This is a genomic window from Staphylococcus sp. SA22 (assembly GCF_054165785.1).
Window position 1 is genome coordinate 81,206 of sequence record NZ_JBSZQY010000006.1, and the last position, 24,853, is coordinate 106,058.

The following is a 24,853-nucleotide window of genomic DNA, read 5'->3' on the forward strand; positions in this document are numbered from 1 at the left end:
TACAACTCCTTATGCTGCAAAGTGGTATTCTTTTAATATTTCTTTAGCTTTATCTGATTTTAAGAATTCCATCCACTCTTTTGCTAATTTACTATCTGATGTAGCACCAGCTTCGTATGTGATTGGCTTCTTAAGTTCTACTTCTTTAATTACTTTTACAGTATCAATTTTTTTATTTTGTTTATATAAGTCAGTTTTATACACAAAACCTTGTTTCGCATTACCCTTTTCAACATAATTTAATACTTGTTTTACATCTTTAGCATAAACGATTTTACTTTCGACTTCTTTAAATAAGTTATTGTTATCTAAATACTGTTTCGCATATTTTCCTGCTGGTACAGTTTTCACTTCACCTAATGCTATTTTATCATTGTCTTTTAAGTCTTTTACTGAAGTGTAATTTGAATCTTTATCACCAATTAATACTAGACTATTTTTCGCATATTTATAAGTATCATGTGCTTTATTCTTGTCTTTTAATGCATCTACATCTTTAGTATTTGCAGACATAAATACGTCAACAGGTGCGCCTGATTCAATTTGTTTTCTTAATGCCCCTGATCCACCATAGTTAAATTTAATATCAGCATTTTTATGCTCTTTTTTAAATTCTGTAGCTAATTTCTTGGTTACATCTGTTAAACTTGCTGCCGCTGCAACTTGAATTTCTTGTTTCTTACCATTGGCTGCATCATCTTTTTTACTTTCATTATTATCGTTAGAATTAGAGCAACCAGCTAATACTAAAAGCATTGCAATCACAACAGCAAATAAACGTTTCATTTTCATTGAATGAACCCCCACTTTTAATAATATTTACATTTTCATTATACACTTACTATTATATTTGAAAAGAACCGTTGCCTGTTTATATATTGATTCAAACAATTGTCAAATTTTCATAAGATTGATATTTATTAATTGATGCCCTATTATGTACATTCTCGAAATCAATTTAAATCAAACTGATTGCTCACTATTAATTTTCATCAATCAAATTTCAAACTTAAGCAAATATGTTAAATTTTTAAGCAAATTGCTTTAAAATAAAGTTCAAGCTAATTAAAGGGGTTAGATAATGAACAAAGATGTATCTTTAGGTCAACCAATTGTTAGATATGAAGATGGAAAATTATTCAATACAACAGATCAATATGTGACAGAATTTCCACTTACAATTATGGTGAATGGTGAAGAATTTGCGACTGTTATATGCAGTCCAACAAACCTTGAGGAGTTAGTCATTGGATTTCTGGCTTCGGAAGGTGCCATTTTAAAGCAAGATGAATTAAAATCTGTACTGATTGATGATAGTAAAGGTTTTGCCCATGTTGAACTTAATAAAGATTTAGGCGATCGCTTTCAATATTCCACAAAACGAATGATTGCATCTTGTTGTGGAAAGAGTCGTGAGTTTTATTTTCAAAATGATGCTGCTATCGCTAAAACATCTATGTCTAAAATCACTTTAACTCCAATACAAATTATTAACATGATGACTCGATTACAAAGTGCAAGTCATATTTACCAAGAAACAGGTGGCTTACATAATGCTGCTATAAGCGATGGTTTGACATTTTTTGTACATCGACAAGACATTGGTAGACATAACGCTCTAGATAAATTATATGGATTTTGTATTCAGCGACATATTACTGTCCGAGATAAAGTATTAATTTTCAGTGGACGTATTTCATCAGAAATTTTAATTAAAGCCGCGAAAATTGGTGTTGGCGTTATTTTATCTAAATCGGCTCCGACAACGCTTGCTGTAACCTTAGCTAATGACCTAAATATTACGGCAATTGGATTTATTCGAAATGGTGGCTTTAATATATACAGTCATCCAGAACGTATCATTGATTCTGAACAATAACATATTCATTATAGTGTGTCATAATGAACGATATTCCACATGAATCAACAATATAAAAGCACTATTTTTATAAGTATAAGTAGCTCAAAACAATTTAAAAAGCAGTAAGTTGATTTCTACTCGAAACCAGCTTACTGCTTTTTTATTCTAATACAAACCTATCATCAATCGTTAATTTCCAATATCTTCTTTTAATATTTGATAACAAAATGATTGGTAAACATAACCTTGCTTTGCATACATATCTTTTGCTGTATCTTCACCATCTGCAACTAATATGATTGGTTTGTGATTTTTTGATATGGCGTATTCACCTATCAACGATTGAATTGTAGATCCAATTCCTTGGTGCCGAAATTGTTCTAATACACCAAATCCATCTAATTCAATGTAATTTTCACTTTCAATGACATCTACAACGCCAATAGGTTCATTATTTAAATAAGCTACTAAGCGTTTAATCACATCTTTTTGATAATGTTCCCTTACCATTTTTTCATGTGCATCTGCATAGTCTTTTCCAAATGGCAAACTAAATTGATATGCAACTTTTAAATAGGCATCTATATGCGACTCGTCAACGATGGCAATTTCAACGTCAGAGTTACGCGGCAAATTGGCAAGCGCATCACTTTCTATGGCATACAATTCCATAATACCTAGTTCAAAATTCATATCTTTAAACATAGCCATCCAATGATTATCAAGTTGTTCATTTTCCGGGAAACTAAACGCATAATGATTTGAACCTTGATTTGTATGTAATTGATGTTGACGTTCTAAGTCTTTCAGCCATCGCTCTTCGGTAGGCGTCTTTTTATATATCCATGTGTTGCTTGTGTATCGTTGTGGAAAAGAAGGCGTTAAATAAATCAACTGCTCGTCGTCATTTTCAAATATAGTACCGTTACAATATATATCTGACATACTTATACTAGCCATTGACACCTACTCCTTTCACATTTATAAATTTCAAAGCGGCTTATTCAATTACTTTACTATCTTAAATATGATTATTTTAATCCCATAATTTGACGAAACTGCGAGTGATTAAGTAGAGCTGTACCAATCAAACTTGCTACAATTGCTTTTAATATATCACCAGGTAAATAAGCTAATGAAATTGAAATAGCTTTCGTAAATGGTATGTTAATAATCATGCCCATAATCAATGTACCAATAACATCTAATGCTATAACACCAAAAACTAAAATACCAACGAATAAAATCCAGAAATTAATTTCATTGATGAATCTATCACGAATCGCACCAATCATGAATGCTACAACTGGATATAATAGTAAAAACCCTGCTGAAGGACCTGCGAATACACCAATACCACCGCGACCGCCTGATAACAGTGGCAAGCCAGCAACTACTAATAATAAAAAGACGATAACACTTAATGTGCCATATTTACGTCCTAAAATCACACCTGCTAAGAAAATACCAATGTTTTGAAGTACAATTGGTACTGAAGAAAATGGTAGTGGAATTACCGGTACCAATCCTAGAATAGCGATAATCGCTGTCATTAAAGCTGTATATACTAACTGTTTTGTTGTCATTTTTTACTTCCTTTCGTATTTCATGACCATTATTATAGCACCATTGTAAACTTTAAGAAACGAAAAGTTTACAATAAGTTGTTCTATATAAATTAAAACCTTAATTATTTTACACAGCTGTTAATTTACTTTTTTAGCAAGTGCAGTTATATAATTAAAAAATGCGTTGTTATCTACATGATTTATGACATTAATTTTGCGCCCATCTTTACACTCAAATGTCTTACCTTGACTTGGTCCATAACTTATTACATCCACTTTTTTCTCAATTGAATGAACTAAGTCCTTGTTACCAATATAAGCAGTCGTTAAAACATCCCATAAAAAGTAAGTTGAATTTGTTATAAAGTGTGTTAATGGTGGTACCGCTGCATAACTTACTCCTAAGAAATCAATGCCCGTATATTGGCGTTCATTCGCCCATCTTTGTCTAACATCTAACGTTAGCGGTACTTGATTCGTACTTTCTAAAGCAACCATATCAATCTCTATATCGCTATCAAAAACAATTTTAACCGCTTCTGGATCCCAATATGCATTCCATTCTGCAGAACCATCATGCTCAGGTTCTTCAACATTTCCTTTTGGTAAAAAGGTACCACCCATCCAAACTAATTTTTCTATATACTGAACGATTGATGAATCTTTTTGTAGTGCTTTTGCTAAATCTGTAAGCGGGCCTGTAAACAATAATGTTACTTTTTCTGATTGTCTCTTTAAAGTTTGAATAATGTCTTCAAAGGCTTCTTTGTCGCTCGCATTTGAAGCAACGTGTTTGACTGGCTCATTTAAAATTGGCAATGCGTCCATAAAAAAAGCATGCATACGCCATTCTTTTGGAAATGGATTTTTTCCTCGTTCATATGATGGCGCAACTTGAATATCTTCATTTGAAAAACGATTAATAATTTTTACTGATGCGCTCAAAGATGGCTCTAAATAACAATCAGCACCAATAGTACTGACCCCTATCAAATGAACGTTTTCCATTTGTAATAATAAAAATAGAGATACTAAATCATCTACACCACCATCGTGGTTAAAATAAACTTTCTTAGTCACTCGAAATCCCCCTTACATTTCATTTTCCATTAACAATATTATGTTTTTATAAAACGTTGTTATATATCTTTCTACAAAATCATAACATTCTGTTGTAATCCTTTTAAACCTCTTCTTTAATTGATAGCCATTCCCTGATATGGCTTCCATAAAGTATGTATTAAAATAATTATGATATAACTTATTAATGAAGAGATACATTGAGCTATTTTCTCAGGTATACTACTTTAGCTGTAATAATACTAATCTATCATTAATTAAATTGAATGATAACAACGGCACTTATTATTTTTAAAAAAATACAAAACTCTAACTTTCTTGCTATAAAAATGAGAGCCTAATACAATATCAAAAAATTGATATGTTTCAGACTCTCATTTCACTAACTTATATAGCTGAATTATTTTGCAGCTTTAATTAATTTTTCTTTTAAATCTTTACGCATGAAATCTAATGTATAAGGATCGTTGTACCAGTATGTACCAGCATCAACTTTAACAATATGTCCTTCTTTAGTAGCTTTCAAATTCTTCCACATGTTTGTTGATTCATATCCTGGTGTAGGTTTACCTTCACTTGTACTCACAATGTAATCACCAGCATATTTTTCAATTTCTTCTTGTTTCACTTCAGCCCAACCTGCTTTTGCAGTTAACTTTTGTTGTTCTGGTTGCATTTTTAAACCAAATGCTTGATATAATACTTCTCCACCACGACCCCAGTTATCGCCGTAAGTGTATAATTTTTTATCAAATTCATCAAACAATGACACTGTTGCATCTTGTCCAATTGCTTTTTTAATTTCTTTACCGTCTTTAGCAGTTGTTTCTTCCCAATCTTTCTTCCAAGCTTTTACTTTATCTTCTTTACCAACAATTTTCCCTAACATTTCTTGTTGTTCTAAATATTTATGCTTATTATAGTCAACAACTACTGTTGGCGCTACTTTTTGATATTTTTTAATGTCTTTGTCAGTAGAGTATACAATAATTAAATCTGGCTTTTCTTTAGCAACTTTTTCTACATCGCCATCACCAATTTTTGTAACACCTTTAAATTTATCTTTTAATACTTTGCTTTGATCGACTTGTTGATTTACAGCTACAATGTTTGCACCTAATTTTTTAAGTCCACCAGCATATGTTGGCGCAACTACTGCAATGCGTTTAGGGTCTTTCGGAATATCTACCGTTTTGCCATCGTCCATTTTATAAGATTTAGTTTCAGCTTTGTTATTTTTTTCACCTTGGTTCCCACACGCAGCTAACACTAATAACATAATTATTAATGGTAATAATAGTTTTTTCATAATTTCCTCCTATTGAAAATGATTATCAATTATTCCAAAATTATACAAGATTGCATATACATTTACAATAGCTAGTGTTATTTATTTTTTTATTTTCGCAAAAAATTTAGCAAAATATCTTAACATCCCTATAAATCCCCACAAAAAAAGGGTAAATCCGAACGTCAAATGTCATCTCTTTATGCCAATCAACGATCGATTTACCTTTTTAAATTTAAAATGTATTTGTAATACTCTTAGCAATATTTGTATATGCTGCATCTTCCATAGGTGGATTGTGTAATCCTGCACGCATGTCACGATAATAACGTTGTAATGGTCGATTCATTTCTAAGCTTTTAGCACCAACTATTCTCATCGCTAAATCAATCACTTCAAGCCCTTGATTCATTACCATCACTTTACTCGCACTTGTTGAATTTCTTATCTGACTGTCATCTTTATATTGTTGATAGCCTATTGCTGTACTCCATAAAAATTGTCTCGCACATAACAATAGCGTTTCCATTTTCCCTAAATTTTGTTGCACAGTTGGCAATGTTGCAATCGTTCCTTCAATACTATTAGGGCTATGTTGGATTGCAAAGTCTACAGCATAATTTCTAGCAGCTTGTGCTATACCTAAATAACAGCTTGGTATATGCAATATCCAACCATTTGGCGCTTTACTTTTCTCTGTTTCCACTAAATGTTTTAATGGTACTTTTACATCATTTAATATTAAATCATGACTTTCTGTCGCTCGCATACCTAATACGTCCCAATTATCGGCAATTTCAACACCAGGCAAATTCCTGTCCACTAAGAAAAAACCAACACTTTCTAATTCTTCTATATAAGCAGCAACAATAATATGTGTTAGTGCTTTACTCATTGAAGTATATGTCTTCACACCATTTAAAATATACCCATCATCAGCTTTAACAGCATGTGTACTTGGTCTTCCCCCTCTTGTTGGACTACCCATTTCAGCTTCACTAACTGCTCTATTAACTAATGCACCATTATTAATTTCAACAGCAAATTGCTCCAACATATCTTGAGACCATAATTTCTGTTCATAAATTTGTCCTACGACACTCACATGCCAACCAATAGATAAAGCTGTGGCACCATCAAGTTCGCCTAAAAATGATTGCAAAATAACCATGTCTTCTATGGTCGCACCTTCACCACCATATGCTTTTGGTAACGTTAATTTTCCATAACCTTCTTTAATTAACCATTCAATATTTTTATATGGAAATTGGCTATGTTGATCATTATATTCAGACTTAGCCTTAAATGTATCTCCAATTGCTTTGAATTTTTCAATCCATTTTCTTTGAATTTCCGTTGTTATTAAAAAGGAATTATCCATATCATTCATATTAGTCACCCCACACAACACACAATATAAATTATTTATTCCTAGTTTAACACTCGACTTTAAAAATAAAAAGGAACGTGCTGTGAACAATTAAAAGAAAGCTGATAATTCGATTAAGTATACACTTAATTTTCTCCATAAAAACACATCTTAAACTATACAATGCGCTGTATGGTTTAAGGTGATATTCAAACAATACTAGGTTTGATTTAACTATCAAGCATCTACTTTGTCATGTTTAATACCAGCAAATAATAAAATCCATGTCACAATAATAAATGGCAATGTTAATGCAGGTAAGCCAAACGGTTCAAGCAATGTTGTTGTACCAAGTTGCACCACTACTGTTAATAACACACCTAAAAAAGTCGAAATATAAGGGTTAATCGCTGTTTTAAATGTATATCCTAGTGCGATTGCCATTAATACAAAGTTATATCCGAATAATCCCTGATTAATATCATCATAATTACCACCTAATAGAGCTACAATGATAAAGCTTAACAAACTAGCTATAACAGCTAAGAGTGCTGCTTTTCTTGATGCTATCAATATGCCGATTAAAATACATACGCCACCAATTACACTCGCTTCGATAAATACTTGACTGAATCCCTCAAATAATGACTGAATGAAATGTATTCGATCATTGTTGCTAAAATTAACCGTTTCAATGTTTTGAGGCATTAACTTTAACGATGTATCTACAAATTTAACCTGTCCTGAAAGTAAAATTGTAAACCAAGTCACAATGACAAAAGGCATCGTCAGCATCGGAACTTTATATGGTCTTAAAACTTCTCTCACTGCAGCAGCAACTGGTAACGTTAATAAAGTTGCTATCATTGTTATAACAATATCTAATCCTGACTTATCTAAAAATATTGTTAACGCAATGGCAGTTAACACTGGATTAAATCCGGCTAACCCATCATTAATCTCTGCTTCACTATAATTAATGTAACGTGCAAATGCATAAGCTATGATACTACCTAGCATAGCTGCTAATCCAACTGTCCAGTTGGCCACGAATAATCCAATCAAGATAAACAAACCAGTCCACTTATTACTAATTAACACTACTTGAGATATATTTTTCAAAAGCACATCTATCATTTTCAAAATGCCCACCCTTTTTCTTGAATGTTTACTCATTAATATACTACCATTTTACAAAAAGTTATATTAAAAACTCTATTTTCCAAACCATAAATATCTTTTGCTATTTGTTTTAATCATAATCATATATTTTTAAATACGAAATAGTAAATTTATTTTTTACTACTCCGTATTAAACTTTGTATATTACTTGTTTATCACAACAATTAGGATTAATATAAATTTTGTAAATTGTATCTAATATGAAATTGGGGGTTTTAATTTGCATTTTACACAACGAGAGCAAGACAAATTAATGATTGTAGTGGCGGCGGAAGTTGCACGTCGTCGTAAAGCACGTGGTTTGAAACTAAATCATCCTGAGGCATTAGCTTTAATCAGCGATGAATTATTAGAAGGTGCACGCGATGGTAAGACCGTTGCAGAGTTAATGAGTTATGGTAGACAAATTCTAAACAAAGAAGATGTCATGGATGGTGTCGAACACATGATTACAGATATCGAAATCGAGGCTACGTTCCCCGATGGTACTAAGTTAATCACAGTACATCACCCTATTGTTTAAAGGAGGCAGTCAAATGATACCAGGAGAAATTATTACAAAAAGTACAGAGGTTGAAATTAATAACCATCATCCTGAAACAGTTATCGAAGTTGAAAATACAGGAGATCGACCAATTCAAGTGGGCTCACATTTTCATTTTTATGAAGCAAATGCAGCATTAGATTTCGAACGTGAAATGGCATATGGAAAACATTTAGATATTCCAGCTGGAGCAGCTGTTCGATTTGAACCTGGGGATAAAAAAGAAGTTCAATTAGTTGAATATGCTGGCAAACGTAAAATTTTTGGTTTTCGTGGTATGGTCAATGGTCCTATCGATGAGTCACGTGTCTATCGCCCAACTGATGAAAATGATGAATATGCAGGTGTATTCGGAGATAACGGTGATGAAAACGTGAATAAAAAAGGAGGAAAAAGATCATGAGCTTTAAAATGACGCAAAATCAATATACGAGCTTATACGGTCCTACTGTTGGAGATTCTATTCGTTTAGGTGATACGAATCTATTTGCTCAAATAGAAAAAGACTATGCAGTTTATGGTGAAGAAGCTACCTTTGGTGGTGGTAAATCTATTAGAGACGGTATGGCGCAAAATCCTCGTGTAACACGTGATGACGTGAACGTTGCAGACCTTGTTATTTCTAATGCCGTTATTATCGATTACGATAAAGTTGTTAAAGCTGATATAGGCATTAAAAATGGTTATATTTTCGCCATAGGTAATGCCGGCAACCCAGATATAATGGATAATGTCGACATTATTATAGGTTCAACAACAGATATCATTGCCGCTGAAGGTAAAATCGTCACTGCTGGTGGTATTGATACTCATGTTCATTTTATTAATCCCGAACAAGCAGAGGTCGCATTAGAAAGTGGTATTACGACTCATATTGGTGGTGGTACTGGTGCTTCAGAAGGTTCTAAAGCAACAACTGTAACTCCAGGTCCATGGCATATTCATAGAATGTTAGAAGCTGCCGAAGGTTTACCGATTAATGTCGGTTTTACAGGTAAAGGACAAGCAACAAATCCAACTGCACTCATTGAACAAATCAATGCCGGAGCAATTGGATTAAAAGTACATGAAGACTGGGGTGCAACACCATCTGCTTTGAGTCATGCATTAGATGTTGCTGATGAATTTGATGTTCAAATTGCATTACATGCAGATACTTTAAATGAAGCAGGATTTATGGAAGACACAATGGCTGCTGTTAAAGACCGTGTACTTCATATGTACCATACTGAAGGTGCTGGTGGCGGTCATGCGCCTGATTTAATTAAATCCGCTGCATTTTCAAATATTTTACCTTCATCTACAAATCCAACTTTGCCTTATACACATAATACTGTAGATGAACATTTAGATATGGTAATGATTACTCACCATTTAAATGCGGCTATTCCTGAAGATATCGCATTCGCAGATTCACGTATTCGTAAAGAAACGATTGCAGCAGAAGATGTTCTGCAAGATATGGGTGTATTCAGTATGATTAGTTCCGATTCACAGGCAATGGGCCGTGTAGGTGAAGTAATTACACGAACATGGCAAGTAGCACATCGCATGAAAGAACAACGTGGTCCTTTAGATGGTGATTTTGAACATAATGATAATAATCGCATCAAACGTTATATCGCTAAATATACAATTAACCCAGCAATTACACATGGTATTTCTGAATATGTAGGATCTATCGAGCCGGGCAAACTAGCTGACATTGTCTTATGGGACCCAATTTTCTTTGGTGTTAAACCTGAATTAGTTGTAAAAGGTGGATTAATTAACTCTGCCGTAAATGGCGATGCAAATGGTTCTATACCTACATCTGAACCGATGAAGTACCGTAAAATGTATGGTCAATACGGCGGAAACCTTACAAGTACGTCAATGACATTCGTGTCTAAAACTGCTTATGAAAATGGTATCAATCGTGCATTAAATTTAAAACGCATGGTGCGTCCAGTTAAAAATATTAGACAATTATCTAAAGCAGATATGAAAAATAACAGCGCAACACCTAAATTAGACGTTGATCCACAAACATATGAAGTATATGTAGATGGAGAAAAAATTACAAGTAATGCAGCAACTGAGTTACCATTAACTCAAAGATACTTCTTATTCTAGGAGGAACATAGAATGATTGTTGAAGAAATCCAAGGCAATATTGCCAATTTGTCAAATTCAGAAAAACAAAAGCACGTCGAAAAAGTATACCTTGAAAATTCAGATCTCGTTAAACGTATTCAAAGAGTCGTTACAGACCATGGCACTGAAATAGGCATTCGTTTAAAACAACCTATTGACTTACAATATGGAGATATTTTATACGCAGATGACCATAATATGATTATTGTGGATGTTAATTCAGAAGATCTTTTAGTGATTCAACCAAGAACATTGCAAGAAATGGGAGATATAGCCCATCAATTAGGAAATCGTCATTTGCCAGCACAATTTACAGAGACTGAAATGCTAGTACAATATGATTATTTAGTTGAAGATTTATTAAAAAGTTTAGGCATCCCATATGTTCGAGAAGACCGTAAAGTTAATAAGGCTTTCAGACATATAGGACATTCTCATGATTGATCATACACACTTAAGATTATTTCAGTTCTGTGATTCACAGTTTCCAACAGGTGCTTTCAGTCATTCATTTGGTCTTGAAACATATATTCAACGAAATATAATTCATGATGATCATACTTTTATTGCTTGGTTGAAAATGTTTTTACAAGAGCAACTTACCTATTCTGATGGTTTAGCCATGCGTTTAGTTTATGATGCATTGGAAAATGATGATACACAAAAAGTATTACACATAGATAAGCTGATGTTTGTTCAAAACTTACCTAAAGAAACACGTGTTGGTGCAAAACAAATGGGGACTCGAATGGTTAAATTGGCTTTAGAACTTTATAATAGTCCATGGATTGCTTGGTATCATCAACAAATGCAAGATAAGAAAGCAAAGTTAAATCCAGCTATTTGTTTTACTATGCTAGGCCATTATTTAGGTGTAGATATTGAAACGATTATTGATTACTATTTATATCAAAATGTTTCAAGTTTAACTCAAAATGCTGTTCGTGCTATTCCACTTGGACAAACTGCTGGTCAAAAGATAGTTACTCACATGATTCCTTATATAGAAGAAACAAGAAAGCAGATTTTCGAATTAAAAGAAGCAGATTTTGGCATGACAGCGCCTGGTTTAGAACTAAATCAAATGGCGCATGAGAACGTCAATGTTAGAATTTTCATATCATAGGAGGTTATAATTGTGGCAAATCCGATTAAAATTGGTATTGGTGGTCCTGTAGGTGCAGGTAAAACACAATTAATTGAAAAAGTTGTAAAACGTCTTTCAAAAGAAATGAGTATCGGCGTTATTACAAATGATATATATACAAAAGAAGACGAAAAGATATTAGTAAATTCAGGAGTTCTACCTGAAAGTCGTATCATTGGTGTTGAAACTGGTGGATGTCCTCATACTGCGATTCGTGAAGATGCATCTATGAACTTTGCAGCAATAGACGAATTATTAGAACGTCATGACGATATAGAACTAATTTTCATAGAATCTGGTGGCGATAACTTAGCAGCAACATTTAGTCCAGAACTTGTTGACTTTTCAATTTATATTATCGATGTTGCTCAAGGTGAAAAGATTCCACGTAAAGGTGGCCAAGGTATGATTAAGTCAGATTTCTTTGTAATTAACAAAACTGATTTAGCTCCCTATGTTGGTGCATCATTAGAACAAATGGCTGAAGATACTAAAGTATTTCGTGGTAAACGTCCATTTACTTTTACTAACTTAAAAACCGACGAAGGTTTGGATGAAGTTATCGATTGGATTGAACGCGACACTTTACTCAAAGGATTATCATAATGGATGAACAACAATGGACTGGGCAACTTGATTTAACAGTGTTTTTTGATGGCAACCGATCAGTATCAAGAGATATTTTCTTTGAAAAAGCACTTAAAGTGATACGTCCAGTTTATCTAAATCAATCTACCATTCCTACATTTTATATAGTGAATGTAGGTGGTGGTTATTTAGATGGAGATCGTTACCGTATGAATGTGAATGTCGAAGATAACGCTAAAGTGACATTGACATCTCAAGGTGCAACAAAAATATACAAGACACCTTCCAATCATGTTGAGCAGTATCAAACTTTTAATTTGAAAGATAACGCATATTTAGAATATGTCGCTGATCCAATCATCGCATATGAAAATGCTAAATTTTATCAACACAATACGTTCAATCTCAATAATTCTAGTTCATTATTTTATACTGATATTTTAACTCCTGGTTATTCAAAAACTGGCGAAGCCTTCAAGTATCAATATATGCATTTAATAAATGAAATTTATATTGAAGATGAGTTAGTCACATATGATAATTTATTATTGAATCCTAATAAACAATCGATCAATGAAATAGGTTATATGGAACATTACTCTCATTATGGCTCTGCTTATTTCATACACGAAGATGTTAACCAAAAACTAATCGATTCAGTTTATGAAACCATTAGTTCTTATAGCAATACATTCGATTGTCGTGTTGCTATTTCTCAATTGCCTACACATGGTTTTGCAGTTAGAATTTTTGCTTATCGCACACAAATTATAGAGAAAATACTTGAAACCATCCAAAGCTATATCGCAGAAAATATTTATGATCGTAAACTTGATTTTCTAAGAAAATATTAAAATAAAAAGACTAGTGTACCTTGTTTCAAGCTTAAAAAGCTGAAATAAGGTATGGCTAGTCTTTAACTTTAATTAAAGCATCTTCAATATTTAAATTTTAAGTTAATTTTATGTCCCAATGCTGAATAAATAACTTCGTTTTAATAAATTGTTATCGTTCAATGTTATTAAACGCAATTAACCTTGATTTAATTTTTAATGTATTCTTCTAATTCTGAAATCAGTTTTTGAATATTTGCTTTTTGTGTATCTGTAACATAAACAATAACTGTTCTTTCGTCTTGTAAACTTCTTTTCTTTGATAACAATTTTAAATCTTTTAGCTTTTGTAAAGCTTTAGTTAAATAGTAAGGTTTGAACTCTGAGCACTTAGCAATCTCTTTAGATGAGATTTCGTTAGACTCACTTCTTAAAATATGATTTAAAATATAAATTTCTTCATAGTTCAAATTGAACTTCTTTTTTGTATCTCTGAAAAACTTCTTAACTTGAAATGTTGCGTTGACTAAATCATTAATGTCATTAATTTTACTCATTATTAAACCACTCCTCTGATGCACATCTTGTTGTAGCAAGGTTCACATGTAATTTATTAAATCGAAACTCTATCCAACTATGTTATAAAGTTCATTCTAAACAAATAAGTATAAAAATTCAATATTTTTATTACTAGAATATGGTTAAATACATTTATTTCTTATAATAATTTGATGTTTAAGATATTTTGCCAAATTGAAAATTATTAGTCTGAATATTTTGTATCTTAACTGATATGTAAACTTTTAAAATTTTAATCTATATCAACGTGTTTGATTTGATATTTTTTATATTAATTTGATGGCTTGCTCACAAAATTTATAAAATATAAAAAAAGAAGAGCTTTAAATCATAACGCATGCCATTTATCTTTAAATGCAATGAGTTATCATTCAAACTCTTCTTATCAACCTACATACATTGACATTATACTATCATATGTTGTTTTACATATTCAACAAACATTTCAACGTTATCACTTTTAATATCATGCATTGGGACATTACCAATATTAAATTTGAACATTATAGTTTGACCATCATAATCTATCTTCTCTATTTCATTATAACTAATACTTCTATAATAAAATTGGCCATTCATATCTACATTCATAATTAATCTTTCATTTGTTGCTATAAATGCCCCTTCAAATTCATTCTCACCTTGAACTTGATACTCAATTATTCCTAACACTGACGGACCCTTTTTTTCAGTTGGAAATAAATCATTTGGATTCACATTATCTAAAATCATAATATCCCTCCCACTTAAAACTATAAACTATTCTTCATAGGTATATGAAATACAAGTGATTAACTATTTATTATTAAGCTTAACTTGTATTCCCTTTTCAAGATAATTATAACATGCTTGAATAAGCATAGTGACTTTAGAAAACTTTTCTCGCTTGATTGTTACAATAACACGCCTTTCATCTAATTCACATCTCTCTTTTTTTACTAATCCTTTCGAAATTAAACACTTTAAAATCGGACTAACCGCAAATATCGGGTGATGGAATTCACCCTGTAATTCTTTAACCGTCAATTGACCTTTATGCAGATTTAATATTCCTAAAACGTATAACTCTTCTAATAATAATTGACACATATTTAAATAACGCTTTAGATTTCGCAACAATTCTTGTGACGACAATAAATACGATACATAGTCACAACTAAAATCAAATGTATATTGACCAAAATAACGTTCAATATAGTCACTAAGCTCATTATTCATATATTCTATTTTATCTATATGCATTTTTTTAATCGAAATAGTCAATTTACGTTGATCCCTTTGATCTCTTCCTTTCAATAGCCATTGATGATTGTTTAAATAACTTAACATTTGAAGAAGTGCCATCTTAGATTGGATTTCTTTCATTTTTAATAACCTATCTATTGAAGCGCTATTGGAATCAGAATTATCATATTTAACTAATAGATTTAATAGTTTCACTTGAGTCAAAGTGAGATGAAATGAATATTTCAACATATCATTAATGACTTTCAACATTAGTATGTGTGCAGTTAAACGCTTAACTTTAAATTTAGACATCTTTAAAACCTCTCTTAAACCATGCCTATATCTCAAGATGATATTTCAAATGAACAATACTATTGCTTGAGACCATTAATGAATGATCATAAATATTTCTTTCTATAAAATTAGCTTTCCAATAACTGTGTTGTTGCATAATATCATTCACAAGTACACCATTTTCGGAAGTATGATTATCTTTATCTATACTTAAAACAATTTGTTTAGTTTTAGCATGGCTAAATTGTTGAAGACCCTTACACGATAAACGTATAGCGTCTGAATTCTCATTTAACAATGCGGCTGGCAAACAAATGACACATTGTACTTCATGTTTGAACTTCGTTACAATCATCGTGTCATTTTGATAAATAACACTCCCTCGTAATTGATTAAGTATATTTATGATAAAAATGAATATTGATAATCTAGTCGAATTTATTTCTTTGCTCGCTTCATTTATAATTGACATGTGCATAATAAGTCCTTGAAATTTTGTATAATTTGTCAAAAGTTCAGTAACCTTATTAATATCAGAAATTGTGATTTTTTCTTTTAAGTCATTATTCTCATTAATCAAATCTACATCACATATAATTTTAGAACGTGCAATAGATACCTGTTCTATTTGTCTTAGCGGTAAGATAAAATAGTCTATTAGATGATCAATTTCTTTATCATAGCGCGTATTCAACTCATTTGGTTCCAGATGATATATTAATTCAAATACTCCTATATAATTATCTATTAAACGTTTCAGTTTTTGAATTGCAGTAGTATTTAAGTCGTTAATTAAAAATGCAATCTTACATCTATTACTCTCAAAAGTCATATTAAAAATTGTAGCTACTAGCTTTTCTATCTTGCCTCTTTCAGTACTCGTTAACAATTCCTTATATTCATGTTTAATACGAAATACTACATTTACATTGTAATTCACTATCTTTTGAAGTAATAAAGTGATTTGTTCAATCGATAGCTCATTGCTTGTGTCGATTGTAACAATTATATGCAAGTTTTCAGGATTAACACCTAATCTTTGAATGATTTGTTTAATAGTATAGTAATCCATCCAATAAAAATTACTTCCTTTAATATAGATGTTTTTAGGTTGATACATTTGACTCCTTTTTGTAGGCTCAAAAGGTATATCAATCTCGCGCATACTTGAAGAACTTTGATTAGTATCATCAAATAATTCAAGTATATTTTTATCAATTTCAACTAATTGGGAATGGTTAATTGAATGAGATGTTGGACTATATCTTTTTCTAATTAATTTAGGAGTGTCACCATACGTTTCTTTAAAGAGGTGTATAAAACGAGAATAATGATTAAAACCATGACTACTTGCGATTTCTTCAATGGGCTTCTTAGAAGTTAAAATATCAATTAAGCAATGCTCCAGTCTAATATGATTTAAATATTGAATAAAATTACTATAAGGTGTCGCTTTAAACATGTCACTTAAAGCTTTGTTTGTGATACTAACTTGATTAATGACATCTTTCCTATTTATCTTTTTATGGTGGTTGTTTGTTAAATAATCGTGCACTTCTTCGGCTACTAAATGACGACTACCATCGTATGTATTTAATGACATTAATTCAACACACATGTAATTAATAATCTTATCATTAGCATTATAAGGCTGTTGTTTAATTTTGCTGTAGATTAAATACTTAATCAAGATTCTAAAAGTGCTAGCAACCTCATTTGTTAATATCTTGCCACGCATCATATAGTTTGCATTCATAAACTTCAAAAATGTCTTTGCACTTACTTCAACAACACAACATACACTATCATCATGACCATCAATCTGATACAAATCATTCAACATAATAACGGTGACATCATTTCTTTTTACATCATATTGTTGTAGATTGATTGAAACTACACCTGTACCTTGTAGCCAATATATAATTTTTAAGTTTGCTTCCTTCACACTACTCATTTTCATACTTTTAAAAATATGTAGTGAATAATTATCTGTCATCTTACATCCTCACATATACAAATATATTGATTTACTCCTGTTTGTCTTTCTCAAATCAATTGTCAACACCTAATATTCACTACCAATTATATCGCCACATGTTTTTTAGCAGTAACAAAACATAAATCGATTATATCAAATAATACTTTTATTAAAACGTTTTTTTATGCTAAATTAGGATATTTTATCCATTAAATATACATTTTTATCCAAATACCAAAGCTTTCATAATCAAAGAAACTTGATCGTTCGTGTCGAATTTTTATGCATTTTCTGATTAAAAGTCCTATATTATGCACAAAATATACATTTAGAATTTTCAGTAATATTACAAATTTGTAACATACTTATTTTCGAAACATTCAGTTTTCATAAAGAATGCCGTAGTTATAAGTTTTGCAAAATGCAAATTTCTATACTTTTAAAATTCTATTGTGTCAAGATATTAGCAAAAAATTACAAAACGTTAACAAAGCACACAAGGACACTAATTTCTGTTATAGTCTTTCTTGTCGTTTAATTACGAGAGATAACTTATAACATTAATTTTGTCACACGGACATTACGAAAATATTTTAGATTTAAAATTTTTAGGAGGATATTTTTAAAATGAAGAAAATCGCTACAGCTACTATCGCAACTGCAGGATTCGCTACAATCGCAATTGCATCAGGAAATCAAGCTCATGCTTCTGAGCAAGATAACTATGGTTATAATCCAAATGATCCAACATCATATAGCTATACTTACACTATTGATGCACAAGGTAACTACCATTACACATGGAAAGGTAACTGGCATCCAAGTCAATTAAACCAAGATAATGGCTACTACAGCTATTACTACTACAATGGCTACAATAACTATAACTACAACAATTACAACAATGGTTATAGCTACAATAACTACAGCCGTTACAACAACTACTCAAATAATAATCAATCATATAACTACAATAACTACAATAGTTACAACACAAACAGCTACCGTACTGGTGGTTTAGGTGCAAGCTACAGCACTTCAAGCAACAATGTTCAAGTAACTACAACTATGGCCCCATCATCAAATGGCCGTTCAATCTCAAGTGGTTATACTTCAGGACGTAACTTATACACTTCTGGTCAATGTACATACTACGTATTTGATCGTGTAGGTGGTAAAATCGGTTCAACTTGGGGCAATGCAAGTAACTGGGCTAACGCAGCTGCAAGAGCTGGTTACACAGTGAACAATACACCAAAAGCTGGTGCAATTATGCAAACAACTCAAGGTGCATACGGTCACGTTGCATACGTTGAAAGTGTTAACAGCAATGGTTCAGTAAGAGTTTCTGAAATGAACTATGGTTATGGCCCAGGAGTTGTAACTTCACGTACAATCTCAGCTAGCCAAGCTGCTGGTTATAACTTCATTCACTAATTTGTGATGAAAGTGAATTAAGCCAACAAGGTTTTCAATAACCTTGCTGGCTTTTTTAATTTCTATGAAAAAATCGGATTGGTAAAAATTTCAAAATTTCGATTTTCACCAATCCGATTCACTCTGTAATAAAGAATAAACAACATACAGCCATTGACACACCCAAATTTAGGCGCGTCAAATCGGCTATACATTGATAAATTTTTAGTTAAAGTACTTACAAATATACTTGCCTTCAAATTCTCAATTAATTTAGTCATTACAAATCATGACATAAAACTTACATTACATATATTAACATGTTCCGCTACAAAACATATTCAGTATATGTATAGAGGATATTTTTTCTAAGTTAAAACCTTTTCAAATTATAACCGCTACAATTATAAATGATTAAAGTGTTTCAACATATTATATATATTCCACGCTCACATTAAGTTAAACGTGAATTCGATGACTTTTTAATACCTATCCCTGTAAAACCATAGATAATTGCTATAATTGCGCATAAATAACATGGTACTGTCCATATGAAAAATTCTCCAACAGAGACATGAAGTTGATTCGTATAGTAAATACCTGATGTTCCCCATGGTATTAAAGGTAAGACCATCGTACTTGAGTCTTCAAGTGTTCTTGATAAAACGGAACGAGAGACTTGGTATTTTTCGAACAAATCTTTCATTAACACACCGACCATAATAATTACAATCGAAGCAACACCTGCAGCGAATACAAGCGCAATACAACAAATAACAGTAATACATATTAAACTTCCTACAGAATGGATGCCTTTAGAAATAGTAGTTAATAAGACTTCTAAACATCCTGCTTTTTCTACAATACCTGCAAATGCATATCCGCAAAATATCGTTACTAATATTTGGGTCATACTCATCATACCACCCTGTTCTAACAAGCTTTTCACACCGGATGAAATATGAGACTGATGTATCATTGAGTCGTTAAAACCACTAAATGTTGCTTTGAAACCATCTGTCATTTTGAAATGATGATTAAAAGTCCCCACTATAATGGCAGAAAAGCTTGATATTAGCATAGCTGGCACTGTAGCCATTTTAAATAGCAAACAAACAATGATCACAATTAAGGGAACCCAGACCCATATGTTAATTTGATAAATCTGTGCAAGCTCTGATAACAAAGTTTGGATCTGTTTATCATTTGAATGCCCTTTAAATTGAAATCCAGCAATAAACCATACTAATAAACCTATGATTGACGCTGGTATCGTCGTCCACATCATCGAATGTATATGTTTAAATATATTAACTTTAGTAACAAGCGCCGCTAAATTAGTTGTATCTGATAATGGTGACATTTTATCGCCAAACACAGCCCCTGCTATAATAGCACCTGCTGCCATCCCTGGAGGAATCCCCAATTGATTACCAATAGAAATAAGTGCAATCCCTGCAGTTGATGCAGAGCCCCATGCTGTACCAGTTGCTACAGATGTAACAGCACTTATAAAAAAGGCTGATATTAAAAAATAGCTTGGATTCAATAAATCTAAGCCATAATAAATCAAGGCTGGCACTGTGCCAGAAAACATCCAACTGCCTACTATAATTCCTACCGCTAGTATAATTAAAATTGCAGGCATTGCAGTATTTAAACGTTCTGCAATGCCTTTTTCTAAATCTTGCCATGTTAAGCCTACACGTTTTGCAATCCATGTGGCATATGCTGAGGCAATAATTAATAATACTTGAATTGGAATATCAAAAAACACAAAGCCTGTTACAACAACAATAACCATTACAATCATTGTCGAAATTGATTCTAAAAAGGTTGGTTTTCTTGTCATCATCTATCGTCCCCTTCGCTTATTGATGAGAAACCTCTTTTCTTCAATTTATTGCTTTTGCATAATACTATATCCTTTTCTATCTTCAAGCCATCATTTATTTTAAATATTTTTCTAAATCAAGCTTATCTAAACCAATTTCTTCAACTGTTAAGCCTTCCTCAAAGAAGTCTCTCTCTAAAATAGTTGATGCAATTACAATTACTGCATCTATATTTGGTGTCGGTACATCAATAACACGACCTAAGCTTGACCATAATACTAAACCATATGCAATATCCTCAGTTAAATATCTGCTTTCTACATGATTTGGTCCTGGAATTTGTGAAAATACCGGGCTTGTATTAAACAAACGATTTAATGGTTCATCTTCTTTATCACGTTCTAAATAACCACGTTCAATACGTGATTCTTTAGCTGTTGATAATTCAAAACCTAATCTACGGCCTAAATTTAAACGTTCTAATTCGATTGCATGAAGTAATCTAACTGTATGTTTAGTAATTCCTTCTTTATATAAAGCGAACTCACCAGCATAATCAATGCGACCGACATTCAATAATGTTGGCCCTGGATGCACTTCAGGATTACCATTTTCAAGATTTGTTTTAATTAAGCTTTCCTCTTTTACTAAATGATCATAAATACTTGAAACTTTGTCATAACAATCATTTAGACAGCTTCTATCATATGTTGAAAAGAAGATACGACGTACATTTAGAGATAAATCAACTGCTGCATTTTCAAAATCGACACGCGTACCATACGTCAACGTATTAGCTTCCGCTAATTGTGGTTTTGTTTCAATATGTCTATCTTCTAAAACATTCATAAAACGAATTGACCCCATTGCTGCAGCCATGTTGAAGAATATCAACTGATTATCAGTTACATGCTCTGCCATTACATCAGCATAATACTCTATGTATGAAGATGGAATAATCACTTGAACAATTTCAGCATCTTTTAAAACATATTCCATATCATCACTAATATCAGTGAATTTTACGAAACGTTCATCACCTTCATTATTAAAATCAAATCCGCCCTTTTCGATTGCATTTTGAAACTTACTTATAGATTGATTACGACAATATAATTTAACATCGTGGCCTTTGCTCACCATATCTACTGCTGCCGTAACTGCGCCATTTCCTGATCCTACAATTGCTATTTTCATAAACAACCCTCTTTCTATCTTTGGTTAAAATTAAAAACAAATTATACGTAAGACAATATAAAAATGATGCGAATTCATTACGCATCATTATAAATGTTAAGTATATATAACCTTAAATTAACCTATTTAAACGCCGACGTCCACCAATTATTTTTATTTTTAATAATTGTTTAATAAACATGTTTATTTTTGATTATATTTTGTTATAGTTAAAGATAATATTACAATTTTCAAAGGAGTGTCTAATATGACAACTGAAATGAACGACATAACACATCATCAACCGAATCGCAAATCCAATGATGAGAACATTATGGCGATGCTTATCTATTTATTAAGTTTATTCACATCTATTATTGGGCCACTGATTATATGGTTATTGAAAAAAGATGAATCGAAACTAGTTGATCGTGCTGGAAAAAATTATCTTAACTATACGATTTCATATATTATTTGGTCTATCGTTTTAGTCGTTATCACTTTAATAGGCGTTTTCCTAATTGCTACCGATATTGATTTCATTATCATTATAGGTTTCATCATTACATTTATCGGTATTTTATCCATATTCGCTTTCTCAATATTATCTTTTGTATTCACAATTATTGCGTGTGTCAAATATTATAATGGTCAAGAATATGTAATACCTTTAACAATTCGATTTATTTAAACATATTACAAATAAATATTTCCTATTAATTATCTGTTAATCTCATTGTAACTTTGACTAATTTTTATTACAAAATTAGTCAAAGTTTTTTTATTCTTTTACAAATCAATAACATTCCCCACAAGAAGCATTAATTTTGTTAAAGTAACTATTGTCATCAATTCGAGATGTGAGAATAAAACAGTCGCTACGTTTTATTTATAAAAAAAGATATAGAACTTTGGAGGACTTTATTCATGAAAAAATTAGTAACAGCAACTACGTTAACAGCAGGAATCGGTACAGCATTAGTAGGTCAAGCACATCATGCAGATGCTGCTGAAAATTATACAAATTACAACAACTATAACTACAACACGACTCAAACTACAACGACTACAACAACTACGACAACTACATCATCAATTTCACATTCTGGTAACTTATACACTGCAGGACAATGTACTTGGTATGTATATGATAAAGTAGGCGGAGAAATCGGTTCTACTTGGGGAAATGCTAATAATTGGGCTGCTGCTGCACAAGGTGCTGGATTCACAGTAAACCATACACCTTCTAAAGGCGCTATCCTACAATCTTCTGAAGGACCATTTGGTCACGTTGCATATGTAGAAAGTGTAAACAGTGATGGTTCAGTTACAATTTCAGAAATGAATTATAGTGGCGGACCTTTCTCAGTAAGTTCTAGAACTATTTCTGCAAGTGAAGCAGGTAACTACAACTACATCCATATTTAATATAAACACGATGATACATATTGTCTTGAAACTTAATTCTAGTACATATGTCATCAAAAAACTTTGAGCTTTCCTTTATAGGAGAAGCTCTTTTTTTGCTATTTTTCGTTGCCACCTACTTATATATATTTTCTCCCATATTCATAATATTAATTTTTTTCAATACTATTAACTTTAAAACTACGTTATCTAATTTAATTGATCCAGTTTTTCCACATTACAATATTAATAGTTCTACAGTGCCAAGTTATATCACCTCCATCAAAAGTACACGCTTACATCATTGATACACAAGACATCATGACATAGTTGTATACTGTCTAATCTTCTACTATACTAAGATAAAAGGAGTGAGCTTTTATGGAAAAAGTTTATGTTGCTGGTGCAATACCAGAAGTAGGTTTAAAACTTTTACAAGAACATTTTGAAGTTGAAATGTATGAAGGTAAAGGATTAGTCGATAAAGACACTTTAATTAAAGGTGTTAAAAACGCGACTGCCTTAATTAGTTTATTATCTACAAATGTTGATAAAGATGTTATCGATGCTGGTAAAGACTTAAAAATCATTGCAAACTATGGCGCTGGTTTTAATAATATTGATATCGAGTATGCCCGAGAAAAAAGTATAGATGTTACAAACACACCTAAAGCATCAACAAACGCGACTGCTGATTTAACAATTGGATTAGTACTTGCAGTAGCGCGTCGTATTGTTGAAGGCGACCAATTATCACGTACAACTGGATTTGACGGATGGGCACCTTTATTTTTCAGAGGTAGAGAAGTATCTGGGAAAACAATCGGCATTATCGGTTTAGGTGAAATTGGTAGTGCAGTAGCTCGTCGTGCAAGAGCATTTGACATGGATGTACTATACACAGGACCTAATCGCAAAGAAGAAAAAGAACGAGAAATCGGTGCAAAATATGTAGATTTAGATACACTATTAAAGAATGCAGATTTTATCACTATCAACGCTGCTTATAATCCTAAAATGCATCATTTAATTGATACAGAACAATTTAAAATGATGAAATCTACGGCGTATTTAATCAATGCCTCTCGTGGTCCTATCGTGCACGAACAAGCACTAGTGCAAGCATTGAAAGATAATGAAATTGAAGGTGCTGCACTTGATGTATATGAATTTGAACCAGATATTACCGATGACTTAAAATCACTTAATAATGTAGTATTAACACCGCATATTGGTAATGCTACATTTGAAGCACGTGACATGATGTCTAAAATTGTTGCTAATGCTGCAATTAGTGCCGTTCAAGGTGAGAAACCACAATTTGTCGTTAACTAATAATTGA

Annotated in this window: 25 protein-coding genes and 1 pseudogene; 12 read left to right on the top strand and 14 right to left on the bottom strand. The window is 31.9% G+C overall.

The features are described from left to right. Positions 1-9: 9 nt before the first annotated feature. On the bottom strand, positions 10-792 hold the full coding sequence (gene modA / locus ACXQH5_RS07225) for a molybdate ABC transporter substrate-binding protein (protein WP_000782810.1): 783 nt from the start codon (positions 790-792) through the stop codon (positions 10-12). Between the two features lie 289 nt (positions 793-1,081). Between modA and fdhD the strand changes: the two genes are divergently transcribed. Beyond that, on the top strand, positions 1,082-1,879 hold the full coding sequence (gene fdhD / locus ACXQH5_RS07230) for a formate dehydrogenase accessory sulfurtransferase FdhD (protein ID WP_138269793.1): 798 nt from the start codon (positions 1,082-1,084) through the stop codon (positions 1,877-1,879). Positions 1,880-2,050: 171 nt separating this feature from the next. Here the strand turns inward: fdhD and ACXQH5_RS07235 are convergent, their stop codons facing one another. From ACXQH5_RS07235 to yut, 6 genes are all read right to left on the bottom strand, one after another. Continuing rightward, entirely contained in the window at positions 2,051-2,821 is a 771-nt protein-coding gene (locus ACXQH5_RS07235) for a GNAT family N-acetyltransferase (RefSeq protein WP_000146742.1), read from the bottom strand. A 71-nt stretch (positions 2,822-2,892) separates the two neighbouring features. After that, complete coding sequence (locus tag ACXQH5_RS07240) at positions 2,893-3,447, bottom strand: biotin transporter BioY (protein WP_000208737.1); 555 nt, start codon at positions 3,445-3,447, stop codon at positions 2,893-2,895. Positions 3,448-3,567: 120 nt separating this feature from the next. Next, positions 3,568-4,509 carry a nucleoside hydrolase gene (locus ACXQH5_RS07245; protein WP_000163402.1) on the bottom strand — a complete coding sequence of 314 codons (942 nt, stop codon included), beginning with the start codon at positions 4,507-4,509 and terminating at the stop codon, positions 3,568-3,570. Between the two features lie 400 nt (positions 4,510-4,909). Further along, the gene (locus ACXQH5_RS07250) at positions 4,910-5,818 is read right to left on the bottom strand and encodes an ABC transporter substrate-binding protein (protein WP_000735038.1); all 909 of its coding nucleotides are present in this window, start codon (positions 5,816-5,818) and stop codon (positions 4,910-4,912) included. A gap of 214 nt (positions 5,819-6,032) precedes the next feature. After that, a complete protein-coding gene (locus ACXQH5_RS07255; RefSeq protein ID WP_000999181.1) occupies positions 6,033-7,187 on the bottom strand; it encodes an acyl-CoA dehydrogenase family protein in 1,155 nt (384 codons plus the stop codon). A gap of 216 nt (positions 7,188-7,403) precedes the next feature. Further along, positions 7,404-8,309 carry an urea transporter gene (gene yut / locus ACXQH5_RS07260; RefSeq protein ID WP_001838658.1) on the bottom strand — a complete coding sequence of 302 codons (906 nt, stop codon included), beginning with the start codon at positions 8,307-8,309 and terminating at the stop codon, positions 7,404-7,406. Positions 8,310-8,568: 259 nt separating this feature from the next. Here yut and ACXQH5_RS07265 point away from each other — a divergent pair, with 259 nt between their 5' ends. The 7 genes from ACXQH5_RS07265 to ACXQH5_RS07295 are packed head-to-tail and all read left to right on the top strand — an operon-like array spanning position 8,569 to position 13,617. Further along, entirely contained in the window at positions 8,569-8,871 is a 303-nt protein-coding gene (locus ACXQH5_RS07265; RefSeq protein ID WP_000545928.1) for an urease subunit gamma, read from the top strand. Between the two features lie 13 nt (positions 8,872-8,884). Beyond that, entirely contained in the window at positions 8,885-9,295 is a 411-nt protein-coding gene (locus tag ACXQH5_RS07270; protein ID WP_000612130.1) for an urease subunit beta, read from the top strand. Continuing rightward, a complete protein-coding gene (ureC, locus tag ACXQH5_RS07275; protein WP_000008673.1) occupies positions 9,292-11,007 on the top strand; it encodes an urease subunit alpha in 1,716 nt (571 codons plus the stop codon). Before ACXQH5_RS07270 ends, ureC begins: the two co-directional genes overlap by 4 nt. A gap of 12 nt (positions 11,008-11,019) precedes the next feature. Beyond that, positions 11,020-11,472: an urease accessory protein UreE gene (gene ureE / locus ACXQH5_RS07280; protein WP_000634589.1), complete on the top strand. Its 453-nt coding sequence runs from the start codon at positions 11,020-11,022 to the stop codon at positions 11,470-11,472. After that, positions 11,465-12,154: an urease accessory protein UreF gene (locus tag ACXQH5_RS07285; protein ID WP_000565259.1), complete on the top strand. Its 690-nt coding sequence runs from the start codon at positions 11,465-11,467 to the stop codon at positions 12,152-12,154. The genes ureE and ACXQH5_RS07285 overlap by 8 nt, the downstream gene beginning before the upstream one ends. A 12-nt stretch (positions 12,155-12,166) precedes the next feature. After that, on the top strand, positions 12,167-12,781 hold the full coding sequence (gene ureG / locus ACXQH5_RS07290) for an urease accessory protein UreG (RefSeq protein ID WP_000002973.1): 615 nt from the start codon (positions 12,167-12,169) through the stop codon (positions 12,779-12,781). Next, the gene (locus tag ACXQH5_RS07295; RefSeq protein WP_000344350.1) at positions 12,781-13,617 is read left to right on the top strand and encodes an urease accessory protein UreD; all 837 of its coding nucleotides are present in this window, start codon (positions 12,781-12,783) and stop codon (positions 13,615-13,617) included. Before ureG ends, ACXQH5_RS07295 begins: the two co-directional genes overlap by 1 nt. A 188-nt stretch (positions 13,618-13,805) precedes the next feature. Here ACXQH5_RS07295 and sarR read toward each other — a convergent pair whose 3' ends face one another. The 4 genes from sarR to ACXQH5_RS07315 form a co-directional block, all read right to left on the bottom strand. Beyond that, positions 13,806-14,153 (bottom strand): HTH-type transcriptional regulator SarR, encoded by a 348-nt coding sequence (gene sarR, locus ACXQH5_RS07300; RefSeq protein WP_000036076.1) that lies wholly within the window; start codon positions 14,151-14,153, stop codon positions 13,806-13,808. Between the two features lie 427 nt (positions 14,154-14,580). Further along, positions 14,581-14,907, bottom strand: a complete 327-nt coding sequence (locus ACXQH5_RS07305) for a PH domain-containing protein (protein ID WP_000599589.1) — start codon at positions 14,905-14,907, stop codon at positions 14,581-14,583. Between the two features lie 63 nt (positions 14,908-14,970). Next, positions 14,971-15,714, bottom strand: a complete 744-nt coding sequence (locus ACXQH5_RS07310; protein ID WP_000032845.1) for a SarA family transcriptional regulator — start codon at positions 15,712-15,714, stop codon at positions 14,971-14,973. Positions 15,715-15,739: 25 nt separating this feature from the next. Further along, positions 15,740-17,695 (bottom strand): helix-turn-helix domain-containing protein, encoded by a 1,956-nt coding sequence (locus ACXQH5_RS07315; protein WP_234720426.1) that lies wholly within the window; start codon positions 17,693-17,695, stop codon positions 15,740-15,742. Positions 17,696-18,304: 609 nt separating this feature from the next. Between ACXQH5_RS07315 and ACXQH5_RS07320 the strand changes: the two genes are divergently transcribed. Then, positions 18,305-19,114 (top strand): CHAP domain-containing protein, encoded by an 810-nt coding sequence (locus ACXQH5_RS07320; protein WP_000717388.1) that lies wholly within the window; start codon positions 18,305-18,307, stop codon positions 19,112-19,114. 24 nt (positions 19,115-19,138) lie between these two features. Here the strand turns inward: ACXQH5_RS07320 and ACXQH5_RS07325 are convergent. The 3 genes and pseudogenes from ACXQH5_RS07325 to ACXQH5_RS07335 form a co-directional block, all read right to left on the bottom strand. Then, positions 19,139-19,374 (bottom strand): annotated as a pseudogene (locus tag ACXQH5_RS07325) (hypothetical protein); the annotation flags it as partial. 173 nt (positions 19,375-19,547) lie between these two features. Further along, positions 19,548-20,948: a Na+/H+ antiporter NhaC gene (nhaC, locus tag ACXQH5_RS07330; protein WP_000989004.1), complete on the bottom strand. Its 1,401-nt coding sequence runs from the start codon at positions 20,946-20,948 to the stop codon at positions 19,548-19,550. 94 nt (positions 20,949-21,042) lie between these two features. Next, positions 21,043-22,125, bottom strand: a complete 1,083-nt coding sequence (locus tag ACXQH5_RS07335; RefSeq protein WP_000684567.1) for an NAD/NADP-dependent octopine/nopaline dehydrogenase family protein — start codon at positions 22,123-22,125, stop codon at positions 21,043-21,045. Positions 22,126-22,372: 247 nt separating this feature from the next. On the opposite strand from ACXQH5_RS07335, the gene ACXQH5_RS07340 reads away from it, so the two are divergent. The 3 genes from ACXQH5_RS07340 to ACXQH5_RS07350 all read left to right on the top strand — a co-directional run bounded on the left by ACXQH5_RS07340 (position 22,373) and on the right by ACXQH5_RS07350 (position 24,846). Further along, positions 22,373-22,795: a DUF4870 domain-containing protein gene (locus ACXQH5_RS07340; RefSeq protein ID WP_000206098.1), complete on the top strand. Its 423-nt coding sequence runs from the start codon at positions 22,373-22,375 to the stop codon at positions 22,793-22,795. Positions 22,796-23,031: 236 nt separating this feature from the next. Next, a complete protein-coding gene (locus ACXQH5_RS07345; RefSeq protein ID WP_000737705.1) occupies positions 23,032-23,532 on the top strand; it encodes a CHAP domain-containing protein in 501 nt (166 codons plus the stop codon). A 360-nt stretch (positions 23,533-23,892) separates the two neighbouring features. Next, positions 23,893-24,846 (top strand): 2-hydroxyacid dehydrogenase family protein, encoded by a 954-nt coding sequence (locus ACXQH5_RS07350; protein ID WP_000417016.1) that lies wholly within the window; start codon positions 23,893-23,895, stop codon positions 24,844-24,846. Positions 24,847-24,853 lie beyond the last annotated feature (7 nt).